The organism is Pseudooceanicola aestuarii (genome assembly GCF_010614805.1).
GTDB classification, from domain to species: Bacteria; Pseudomonadota; Alphaproteobacteria; order Rhodobacterales; family Rhodobacteraceae; genus Pseudooceanicola; species Pseudooceanicola aestuarii.
On record NZ_JAAFZC010000002.1, the window covers coordinates 581,657 to 593,666 of the forward strand.

Sequence of the window (12,010 nt, forward strand, 5' to 3'; positions counted from 1 at the left end):
TGCAAGGAACTTTGTGATGTCCCGCCGCCCCGGCCACGCCCTTTTGCCCGGACCAGCCGCCCAGCCGGGCAGGCGGTTCCGCCCTGGCGCGGCGTCCGTGAAATGAAATGGCCCGAACGCCCCCGGTTGTTTGCAGGACGACGTCCCTGGCTGGGATGTTTCCTGACGTTGACGGTGATGCTCTGCCTTGCATTGGCCGGCGCACTTGCCTTCAACGTGTGGAACGGAATTCGAACCCTGAATACCGCGCGGTCGGATCATACCGAGTGGGTCTATTCCCAACTGGAGATCGAATATCTGAAGCTGGATCGGGCCTTGGCTCAGGCCCGGTCCAGTACTCCGGAGGGTCTTCGCAACCTGCGGAAACGTTTCGATATTTTCTACAGCCGGGTCGATATCGCCGAAAAAATGCAACATGATGCCGCGATCGTGCCGGACATTGCGCGACTGCGTCGGATGCTGGATGGCCAGATACCTCTGATCGACGCCGGAGATACCGCATTGCGAGCCGGGCTTGATGACCTTCAATCCGCCCTGCACGAGGTGGAGAATGTCCCGCGGGAGATCGCGTTGGCCTCCGTCGCATTGTCCGCATCGGCGGAGGAAACCGAACGGCAGCGCATCATCCGCCTGATCGAAGTGCTGTTCGTGGTCGCCATCGCCGTGGCGCTTGCACTGCTTGGTGCGATCCTTCGACTTTCCGGCCAGGCCCGGTCTCTCGATCAGGCGTCCCACCAGGCGAGGGAACATCAGACGCGGCTGGAAACCACGCTCCGGGCCTCGCTCGACGCGGTGGTGGTGACCGATGACAGGGGGGTGATCCGTGACTTCAACGGCTCCGCCGAGGCGGTGTTCGGTTTGTCGCGTCAGGATGCTGTGGGCCGCGATTTCATCGATCTCATCGTGCCACCCCACCTGCGACAGGCGCAACGCGACAATCTGGATCGGTTTCGCCGCACCGGGGTGCCGCTGCTCGCCGACCAGGGGCGGTTCGAATACGAATTGATGGATCGCGACAGCCGCTGTTTTCCGGCGGACCTGTCCATATCACTGGCGAATTCCGATACCGGGCCGATATTTGTTTCCTACATTCGCGACATTACCGACAAGAAACACAAGGAAGCCGAAATCACCCGCGCCCGCGATGAGGCGCTGGAGGCCTACCGCGAAAAATCGCGGTTCTTCGCGATGATGAGCCACGAGATGCGCACCCCCCTGAACGGAGTCCTGTCGGCGCTGCAATTGCTGCGCGACAGCGCGCTGGATGGCGAGCAGCGCGAATTTCTCTACGCGGCGATGACCTCGGGCGACATCCTGTTGGGCCACATCGACGATGTGCTGGCGATCGAGCGGAGCGAAACGGAAACCGGCGACGAAACACTGCATCCCTGCGACGCCACGGCACTGACCTCCGGGCTGGTCGGGATGATGACGCCCCTCGCCCAGACCTCCGCCACGCGACTGCACCTGAATCAATCCGGCCTGGACGATCGACAGATCCTGACGGACCCGCGCGCGTTGCAGCAGATCCTTGTCAACCTGCTGAGCAACGCGATCAAGTTTTCCCCCAACGGGGACGTGACCCTGGCCGCCACCTATCGTCCCGGCACCGGCGCCGATCAACAGGTGCTGCACCTGCGAGTGGAAGATACCGGACCGGGCATCGCTGCCGCCGACCTGGATCGCATCTTCGAGGATTTCGTCTCTCTCGACAGCAGGTACGAGCGGCGCACCGGCGGCACCGGGCTGGGGTTGGGCATTGCCCGCCGGCTGGTCCGGCGGCTGGGTGGGACGATCCACTGTTTGTCCACCCCCGGAGAAGGCGCACAATTCATCGTCGACCTGCCTGTCCGCCGCGCGCCCGTCTCCGTGCCGCGGCCGCGCCGCGACCCCATGGAAACACCTGTCTGCCATCCCGCGCTGTCGCTGCTGGTGGCCGATGACAACCAGATCAATCGCGATCTTCTGAAGGCCATGCTGGAGCGGATGGGCCACGATGTCGCCCTTGCTCCCGGAGGCCAGGAGGCGATCGATGTCGCGGGAAAACGCAGATTCGACGCCATTCTTATGGATATTTCAATGCCTGGCGTGAACGGTATCCAGGCAACCCGCGCGATTCTGTCTGCGCCGGGACCGAATTGCCAGACCCCGATCCTGGCGGTCACGGCCCACGCCCTGCCGGAGGAGCGCGCCGAATTCACCGCCGCCGGGATGATCGGCTGCGTCCAGAAACCGGTAGACATGAGCATGTTGAAATCCGCGCTGACACAAAGCGTTACCTCCGGCGGCGCCGCGGTCGATGCCTCCCCCGCCTCCGCCGCGGCGGACAGGACGCCGGATGTCCCCGGGTCCGCCGTTTCCACGCAACAGTCCCGCACGTCCTTGACCGGGCCGGGTGGCGAAGGTCTGACCGCCGCGGCCGCTCCGCCCTCTGAAAGCAAGAAAAAGCCAACTGCCCCCCTCCTGGAGCAAGCTGACGAAGACGAGACCCCCCTATTGGATGAGGCCCAGCTACTCCAACTGTTGGACCTTCTCGGCCGGGACAAGTTGTCGGAGCGGATTTCCGCCCTGGTCCAGCGCATGCAAGATGAGCTGCCCGGACTGATCCGGGCCCAGGAGCTGGCGGAGTTGCAGTCGCGCGCCCATGCCATGGCCGGGATGTGCGGAATGTTCGGCGCCAAGCGGTTGCACCAGAACCTTGAACAGATCGAAGCCGCCTGCAAATCGGGCGCTCTGGACCGGGCCATGGGCCTTACATCCCTGCTGCCCCAGCTGTGGGAACGCACGCAACATGCCTGGCGCCAGCGCATCCTTCAATAAGCCCTGAACCGCCGCCGCCCTGCCCTGCGGCACAGGGCCATGCCCTACCCGCCCGGCGGCAGCCGGCCCATCGCCTTTCGCCCGGAAACCCGCCGGGCCCGCGCCAGACAGAGGGCACCTGTGGCCGGCCCTGACCCCCCTCCTATGCGGAAGAATAGGCCCCTATGCACGGCGGGTGGTGGGACTGCCCCTCTGCGCCTTCGCGGTGCGAGGGCGAACCTGCCAGATTGAACGGGCGCCCATCCGCCGCTGCGGATTGCGCGGCTTCGCGGATCATCCGCGCCTCTCAGAAGGAAAGGTGGCCAGAGTGTTCATCTCCGTGACGATACGTCTTCTTTGCCTGGCAACCGCGCTCGTCGGGCTGTCCGCAAGCCTTGCCCCCCAGGTCCGTGCCGGAGAGTTCACTTTGGACTGGAGCGTGATCAACTGGCCGGCCGGGTCGACCACGCCGCTGACAACGCCGCTGCGCGACCAATACGGGTTCGAGATCGACGCCACTATCAGCGTGTCGGGCGATTTCGCCCCGATCGGCTCGAACCCCTTTCCCGATGACGGGAATTTCTTTGGCGGCAATGTCGAAAGCCTGATCTTCGTCGCCGACGCCCCGTTCAACCAGGGGCAGGTCGGTGATGCCTCGACCACGGCCACGTTGGCCTTCACCTCCGGCGGCATCGCCTTCCCCGTTGACGGGCTGTCGCTGGACGTGCTGGATATCGATGCCTCCGACAACAACAATGCCGACGACCGCTGCGACTTCGTGACCCTGACAGGGGACAACGGCAATCCCGCGCTGGCCGCGCTTGACCTTGACCCGACCGTGATCGTCGGCCCCGGCTTCGGTTCCGGCGCGACAGGTGCGCTGGCCGCCAATCAGGCGCAATGTGTCTTCTTCGACGGGCCGACACCTTCGCCGACCTCCCCCAACGATACGCGCGGTACCATTCGTGCCAGCTATCCCGATGCCACTTCCAGCGCGACAGTCACCTATGACGAATCCATCGGCAACGTCCGGCCCAGCCTCGGCTACAATCCGGTCGCGCGTGGCATCGGCGTGCTGGGCGAGGGGCGGTTCACGGTCGGGCAGACCATCACGCTGGACCGTTCGGTCACCCCCTCCACCGGGGTGCAGGGGGAATCCGTCACCTACACCTACGTGGTCACCAACACCGGTGCCCTGCCTTTCAACACCGGGCAGGACATCCTGATCGAGGATGACCTGCTGGGAACCGTTACCTGCCCGGCCATTTCCACACCGATCGCCCCCGGTGGCAGCGTCACCTGTAGCGCGCCCTACACCGTCACAGCGACCGACGTGCTGACCGGATCGGTCGACAGCAGCGCCACCGCGGGAATCGGTCGGATCGGCCAGCCCTTTGTCGCGCGCCTGCAAAGCGATCCGCGATCGCTGTCTCTGGTCACCAGCGTAGTGACGGGCGGCGGCCCGGGCGCGCTGACTTGTACACCGGTTTCCGTCTTTCGTCAGCCGCGCACCCAGCTGGCCGGCAGCGGCAGCCCCGGAAACCTGACCACCTCGGACATTTTCGTCTATGACAACGTGACCAGCGACAGCTCCGGCAATGACATCGACGTGGTATTCCAGGTCACCTCCATCGCGCGTGCCTCGCAGCTGGAACTGGGCCCCACGCTGGAGGCACGGATGACCCCGCGCGACGACGCCCGCATCAGCTACCGTCTGCGCATGGTCGAAGACGGCAGCGCCACCGCCGCGACCCCTCTGGGCACCCCGGTGGACCAAAGCCGGATCAACGGCGTGATCGTGCAGCAGACCGATGTCGACAGCCGCGGCACGGGGGACGATTCCACCGACGTGGTCGGCCCGTTGACCGCGCCGGACACGATTTCCCATTTCAACACGGCGCCCCTGGTCAGCTACCCCGGCGGCGGGACGCCCATCGGGATGGATCCGGCCAAGAACGGTAACCCTCTGAACTGGGTGGATGAGCCCAACGAAAGCAGCTTCGACAATTTCACCACCTATGAATATTCCACCTTCGTGGAGGCGGAATTCCTGCACGGCTATACCGGACAATCCAGCAATCGCGCCACGCGCGGATCGGGCATCCTGCTCTGCGCGATCGCGGCCACCTCGGCGGAAATCATCGCGCGGGACGACGATTACACCGCCACCCCGATCAACACGGTGTTTGGCGGCACAACCGGCGAGGTTCTGGTGAATGACACGGTAAACGGGTTGCCCGCCGCGTTCCCCACCGTGACGCTGGACGTGCTGACCCCGGCGCAACCGCAATCCCCAGGCGATCTGGTTCCCATCCTCGAAGTTTCGGGCCCCGGCGCGGGTCGGGTGACGGTGCCCGCCGGTGTTCCTGCGGGGGTCTACACGATCGACTACCGCCTGTGCGACGCCGTCAACACAACCGATTGCGACCGTGCGCGGGTGACCATCGCGGTCTACGCCGGGGACGGGCTGGATTTCGGCGACGCGCCAATCAGTTACCTGACTCCCAGCCATGGCGTCCCCCTGGTGCCGACCGTGTTCCTGGGCACGGTGCCCCCCGATATCGAATTGCTGGCGCAGACCGACAGTACCGCAACCGCCGATGACCTGCTGGACACCGATGACGAGGATGGCGTGGTCTTTCCCGTGCTGACGCAGGGCGCGATCAGCACCCTGGATGTTGTCGTGGTCGGCACGGGCAATTTGCAGGCCTGGATCGATTTCAACGGCGACGGCCTGTTCGAGGAAAGCCTGGGCGAACGCATCGCCACCGACCTGCGTGACGACGGTTCCGTCTATGACAATGTTGCGGGTGACGGCGTGATCCAGGTGGACGTGGCCGTGCCGACGGATGCGACGACTTCCACGACCTTTGCGCGCTTTCGCTACTCCAGCGAAGCGGGACTGAACACATCCGACGTGGCCGTCGATGGCGAGGTGGAGGACTACAGCCTGCTGATCGCCGCCGCCGACCTGGTCGACCGCGGTGATGCTCCGGCCTCCTACGGGGATCCGCGCCACGCGGTCGTACCGGAGATTTACCTGGGCAGCGGCCTGCCCGATACGGAAGTGCAGCCGCAGAACAGTGTCCTTGCTGATGCCGATGACCTGAGCGGCGCCGATGACGAGGACAGCATCGCGGTTTTCCCGGTGCTGGAGGCGGGCACCAATGTGCAATTGACAGTGCAGACGCATGAAACGCTCAGCCTGCAATATGATCTTGGTTTTTTCGTCGCCTCCGGGGTGACCAATTTGCAGCTCTGGATCGATTTCGACCGTAACGGTGTCTTCGACCCGGCCGAACAGGTCGCAACCAATTACCGCGATGGCGGGGCTGGTGACCTGGACGGGGTGTTCAACAACCAGATCACCCTGAACATCCCGGTGCCCGCGACCATCGCCAGCGGCTATACCTATGCCCGGCTGCGCTGGTCGACGTCCAGCGCGGTGACACAGGATCCTTTTGACGGGTTGAACTTCGATGGTGAGGTCGAGGATTACCGCGTCGCCCTGTCAGCCGGGGCCGTCCCTTTCAGCTGTGACGGATCGCTCTACCGGATCTCGCGCTTCAACTCGCAATTGCAACGTCTCGAATTCGTCGAAACCAGCGGATTCTATTCCGTAAACGTCAGCAATGTCGGTACGGCGGCAGGTTCGGATTACGATGGTGGCTGGGGCTACAATCCGCAGGACGGGCTGATGTATGCGGTGGCGACCGGCACGCGGGACCTCGTCCAACTGGATTCCCAAGGCAATTTCACGGATCTAGGTCCGCTTCCCGGCTCTGTCGGGCTGGGCGGCCTGGGTGGGGATTTCCTGCCGGACGGAACCCTGATCTATCGGATTCAGGGCACCAGCGATTTCCAGCTGCTGGACCTGAGCGATCCAGCAAACCCGGTCGACCAGGGCCAGATCAACCTGAGCGCTTCGGTAGATATCGTCGATGTCGCCTATAACCCCAATGACCAGATGATCTACGGCATCAACCGCAACACCGGGCGCCTGTTCTAATTCGACCCGCTTTCCGGTACGCTGGGCAGCCGCACCCCTGTCGATTTCGGGCCCGCGATCTGGAACGGCAATTTCGGGGCTGTCTGGTTCGACTTCTACGGGCGGATGTATGTCAACCGCGATGGCAGCGGAGAGATCTTTACCGCCGATGTCGGCATTCAGGGATCCGGCACCGGCGCGCAAAGCTTCGTTGATACCCTGTCCCAAAGTGAGGAAGGGTTCAACGACGGCGCGGCCTGTGCATCCGCCCTCGGGCCGTTGCCCCCCCAGGGCGCGCTGGCCGGGACCGTTTTCGATGACGCGAACACCTCCGCGAGTTATGATACCGGCGACACCGGCCTGCCCGATATCCTCGTCTCCCTTTTCGATGACCGGGGCACCATCGGCGACACGTCAGACGACGTCTTCCTCTCCGCCCAGGACAGCGCGGGCGACGGCAGCTATCTCTTTGCCGATCTGGATGCCGCGCTGACCTACCGGGTTGAGGTCTCGACCACCGATGCCAACCTTCCGCCGGGCCGCGCGCTCAGCACGCCCAACCCCTACGAAGGGATCGAGGTGACGGCAGGCAGCACGAGGGGCGGGCTGGATTTCGGATTTGCGCCAAACTCCTCTTCCGCCGACCTGTCCCTCACAAAGATCGTGCGCCGGGCCTCCGATGCGCAGGAAACCGGCACTGCCGCCGTGGGAGAAGCGCTTGATTTCGTGCTGACCCTCTCCAACGCGGAGCTGGGTATCGCCACCGGCGTGCAGGTGCGTGACCTGCTGCCCAGTGGGTTCACCTATGTCTCCGACGATGCCGCTGCCATGGGGGATAGCTACGACCCCGGCACGGGCATCTGGGATCTGGGCGATGTGCTGGCCAGCACCAGCCACAGTCTGACGATCCGCGTCACCATGCTTGCGACCGGCGTGCATACCAACCAGGCCGAGATCGTCGCCAGCTCCGTCCCCGATCCTGACAGCGACCCCGCCAGCGGTGCCTTGGTCGACGACCTGGGGGACGGGATCGCCGACGATGACGAGGCATCCGCCAGTGTGACCCTCACGGATGGCGGTGCCACGCTGTCCGGGCTTATCTTCTTCGACAATGGGATCAACGCCACCGCCTACGACGGTCAGCAATCAGGTGACGAGGCCGGCACCGACCGCGCACTGGTTCGGGTCCTGGACGGCGGCGGCACCCTGATCGCCAGCCCCATCGTCAACGCCGACGGGGGATGGACCCTGACCCTGCCGGCGGGCTATGCCGACGCGGTCACGATCACCACCCTGCCCGGCCCCGACCTGCGATTGGTCTCGGAAACCGGCGCCACCCTTCCCGGCCTGGTCAATCCCGATCCCCGCGACGGTACACTGACCTTCACCCCTGTGCCCGGCACGACCTATGGCGGGCTGGACATGGGGCTGATCGGCCCGGCGCGCCTGAACGAAAGCCAACAGGCGGCCCTGCGCCCAGGACAGGTCAAGGCGCTCCGCCATGAATACTTGCCGCAGGCGCCCGGCGACGTGGTATTTGACATCGACGTCCTGGCCAGTTCCAGCCCCGGAACCTTTACTGCCGCGCTCTACCTCGATGATGGCTGCGACGGATCGCCGGACACGGCGATCACTGCTGCCCTGCCTGCGCAGCCCGGCGTTTTGATCTGTCTGGTGGCCCGGGTCTCGGCTTCCGCCGGGGCGGCGCAGGGGGCCAGCTACCGCTTCGACGTGATTGCGACGACGACCTATGGCGCCACCGCCCTGGTGGAGGAGGACAGGAACACCGACGTGTTGCGCGCCGAATCCGGACAGGGCACGCTGAAACTGACCAAAACGGTTCGCAACGTGACCCAGGGCACGCCCGAAGGGGTCAGCAACGGTGCTGCGGCGGGGGATGTGCTGGAATACCGCATTCAGTTGCAAAACATGGGTACCCTCCCCGCCGCCAGCATCCGCATCTTCGACCGCACGCCCGCCTATACGGTTCTGGACAGCCCCGTTCCCAGCCCGGCCAGCGTTGGCAGCGGTGTGACCTGTACCCTGACCAAACCGGCCAGCAACAGCGCAGGCTATGCCGGGGACCTGCAATGGGATTGCACTGGATCCTACCCGCCCGGCGATCTGGGGGCGGTGACGTTCCAGGTGCGGATCTCGCCGTGATAACAGGCCGCAGCTCTGCGCCCCCTGGGTTACACAGTTTCGGGTCCCAGACCCGAAGCCATACCGATGGTGACGAGGCGCCGGGCCATTGTCTCCCCGATGCGGGCTGCGGAGTAGCGCCGAGAATCGCAGACGGCGCGGGTCTGCCGATCGGTGATCAGATGGCGCTCGCGCAGCGCCTCCGCCATCTGGGCGTGCAAGGATGCGGGCCGTGGCACCGCCCAAAGCGGTACAGGATCGGCCGTTCCGAATCCCATTCGACGCCTGACATGTGCCGGCACCGGCGCAAGATCGTGATCCACCAGCCGGGCATTGCGCGGGCTCAGCACCTCCAGGCATCCGCCGAAGCCCGTGGCCACCACCGCATTCCCGCGCGACAAGGCGCCGGCCAGGGCCATATTCCAGCCTGCGCCCCGATGGGCGGAAACCAGGCATTGCGCCCGCTCATGCAGAGTAGCCAGCAGATCCGACGCAAGAGGGCCCGGCAGGCTTGTCACCCGCGCGGGCAACGCCTGACCCAATGGCGCTTCGGAGCGGATCACAAGATGCGCCTCCCCCTCCAATGCGGAAAAGGCTGCAATCGTATCGGTAATCCCGTCGGCGTCCTCCCCGTTGGAGAAGGCATAGAAAACAAAGGTATCATCGTCGAGGGCCAGCTTCTCCTGCAAAAGGTGCCTGGCGGGAAAGCCGGCATCTTCCGGCCGGGGCAGGATATGCGGAACAAGCATCACCCGCGGGTGGATCTGGGAGAATATGGCCTGGCAGAATTTGGAACAGGTCCAAATCTCGTCCGCCATCTCCAGATGTCTGGCGCGGTCTTCGGGCAGGGTCGTGGCCTGCCAATCGGACATGATGATGATGTATCGATGCGCCAGATCGGGATACATCGCGACGTGGTCGGGAATTCGGAACGGGGCGTCGTGGATGATCACCGCATCGGCTTCAGCCGGATGATTGACCAGCGGAACACCAGCCAATCCGAGAGCCTGCTGAAAGGCCAGCCCGGCACAGCGGTCCCCCTCCTCCGTCGACAAAAGATAGCAAACCCGCGGCAGTCGCGCAGTCCCACCGATCCTGATATCAAACATATAACACGCACTCCCTCGTCACCAATCTGAACAGGCAAAAATGCGTTACATGGCGGACGCCTGAGGCTGCGCTGGAAAACCCACGCGCCGTCAATGGCGAAGGCTCACGGAATTCACAATGCAAAATTGCGAATTCGTCCTATCCAAATTTCATCGTTATATGCGTCTTTCACCGCGGATTTTTCCGCTTTTCGAAAGTGTCGCACCGTCCTTGCATGAACAGGAATGCACAGTGAAAATTACATGTCCAGAAGAATGTATACAACCTCCCCGAGGTCGACATCAGGCGTGAGGGCGATTTCGGAATTAGCGCGCCAAATTCTGGTGGTAGTAACGGTTTTGGTGTCAAAAATTGACAGAGATTTTTATCTGACACTCTGCCCAAAATTCCAGACATCATCTGAAAGTATAAAAATTTCTGGATAAAATTCAAAGGCATGTAAGAAATCAGCCATCGGGCTGCGCAGTAGAATGCATCCGTAGCGCGTCGTCTATCCGGCATTCCCGACGCAATCACATATTGCAACTGCGCCTTTGCATCGCGAAGCGGCGCAATATCCTCGCGACACCTTGGTGGAGGCGGGAAAACTCTTTCGCCAATCCCCTACTTGGCCCCGCGCAAAACGCGCGTCAGGTCCGGGGGACGAAAGTTCGGGCCTTTCAGTACCTTTCCATCCGCACGCAACAGGGGGCGCCCGTCTGCTCCCAATTTCGACATATTCGACGCGTGAACTTCGGCCATTCCTGCTGCTTTGACCGGGTGCAACCCAAATTCGAGAAAGGTTCCATCCAATACGTACTGAATATCGCACAGGGCATCCAGAACCTCGACCATGTTCCCGGCAGAGACGGCGGCGCGCAATTCGGCAACTTCTTCTTCCAAAATGGCCAATCGCATCTCTGCCCGTTCTGCGGGTATCGCGGCGTCGTCCGCAATCGGCACGCCGAACGCATGGTGCCAGGCGCGGACCATCTCCAACGTGTTGTCAATCATCAGAAATCCCAGTCGTCATCTTCCGTGGCGACGGTTTTTCCAATGACATAGGACGAGCCGGAGCCAGAGAAGAAATCGTGGTTTTCATCCGCGTTCGGCGACAGCGCAGCCATGATAGCGGGGTTCACACTGCACAACTCATCCGGGAACAACCCTTCGTAGCCGAGGTTCTGCAAGGCCTTGTTGGCATTGTAATGCAGAAAGTTCTTCACATCCTCGGTCAAATTCAACGGATCGTAAAGACTCTCGGTATAGCGTGTTTCTATCTCGTAGAGTTCAAACATGAGGGAGAAGGCAAAATCTTTCAGCTCCGCCCGTTCGGCTTCGGTCAACCGTTCCTGGCCGCGTTGGAATTTGTATCCGATATAATAGCCATGCACCGCCTCGTCGCGGATGATCAGGCGGATCAGATCGGCCGTGTTGGTCAACCGCGCCCGCGACGACCAGTGCATCGGCAGGTAAAACCCTGAATAGAAAAGGAAACTCTCAAGAAAGACCGACGCGATCTTTTTCCGCAGCGGATTGGCCGTCGCGTCATATTCATCCAGGATCAACCGCGACTTGCGTTGCAACTGGGCATTTTCTTCCGACCAGCGGAAGGCTTCGTCGACTTCTGCCGTCGAACACAGGGTGGAAAAGATAGAGGAATAGCTACGCGCATGCACCGCCTCCATGAAGGCGATATTGGTCAGCACGGCTTCTTCATGCGGGGTTGCAGCATCGGGCATCAAGGCGGGGGCGCCAACGGTGTTCTGCACCGTATCCAGCAGGGTCAGTCCGGTGAAGACGCGGATGGTCAGGCGCTGCTCTTCTTCGGTCAGCTGGGACCAGCTTTGGATGTCGTTGGACAGTGGCACCTTCTCCGGCAACCAGAAGTTGGCGGTCAGCCGGTTCCAGATTTCCAGGTCCTTGTCGTCCTGCATCCGGTTCCAGTTGATCGCGCGGGGGACGGGGCGGGCAGTGTCGGTCATCGGGACG

The 12,010-nt window shown here is 62.9% G+C and carries 6 protein-coding genes; 3 read left to right on the plus strand and 3 right to left on the minus strand.

Features of this window, described 5'->3' with window-relative positions; genetic code table 11:
• Window positions 1-102 precede the first annotated feature (102 nt).
• The 3 genes from G5A46_RS15635 (at window position 103) to G5A46_RS19785 (ending at window position 8,950) form a co-directional block, all read left to right on the plus strand.
• Window positions 103-2,820, plus strand: coding sequence for a hybrid sensor histidine kinase/response regulator (locus tag G5A46_RS15635; protein ID WP_163850864.1), 2,718 nt, complete (start codon window positions 103-105; stop codon window positions 2,818-2,820).
• A 298-nt stretch (window positions 2,821-3,118) separates the two neighbouring features.
• Complete coding sequence (locus G5A46_RS19780) at window positions 3,119-6,808, plus strand: GEVED domain-containing protein (RefSeq protein WP_239520992.1); 3,690 nt, start codon at window positions 3,119-3,121, stop codon at window positions 6,806-6,808.
• A gap of 105 nt (window positions 6,809-6,913) precedes the next feature.
• Window positions 6,914-8,950 (plus strand): DUF11 domain-containing protein, encoded by a 2,037-nt coding sequence (locus tag G5A46_RS19785; RefSeq protein WP_239520997.1) that lies wholly within the window; start codon window positions 6,914-6,916, stop codon window positions 8,948-8,950.
• Between the two features lie 29 nt (window positions 8,951-8,979).
• Here the strand turns inward: G5A46_RS19785 and G5A46_RS15645 are convergent, their stop codons facing one another.
• The 3 genes from G5A46_RS15645 to nrdF form a co-directional block, all read right to left on the minus strand.
• Window positions 8,980-10,038: a glycosyltransferase family protein gene (locus G5A46_RS15645; RefSeq protein WP_163850866.1), complete on the minus strand. Its 1,059-nt coding sequence runs from the start codon at window positions 10,036-10,038 to the stop codon at window positions 8,980-8,982.
• A gap of 604 nt (window positions 10,039-10,642) precedes the next feature.
• Window positions 10,643-11,032 carry a pyrophosphohydrolase domain-containing protein gene (locus tag G5A46_RS15650; protein ID WP_163850868.1) on the minus strand — a complete coding sequence of 130 codons (390 nt, stop codon included), beginning with the start codon at window positions 11,030-11,032 and terminating at the stop codon, window positions 10,643-10,645.
• Window positions 11,032-12,003: a class 1b ribonucleoside-diphosphate reductase subunit beta gene (nrdF, locus tag G5A46_RS15655; RefSeq protein ID WP_163850870.1), complete on the minus strand. Its 972-nt coding sequence runs from the start codon at window positions 12,001-12,003 to the stop codon at window positions 11,032-11,034. The genes G5A46_RS15650 and nrdF overlap by 1 nt, the downstream gene beginning before the upstream one ends.
• Window positions 12,004-12,010 lie beyond the last annotated feature (7 nt).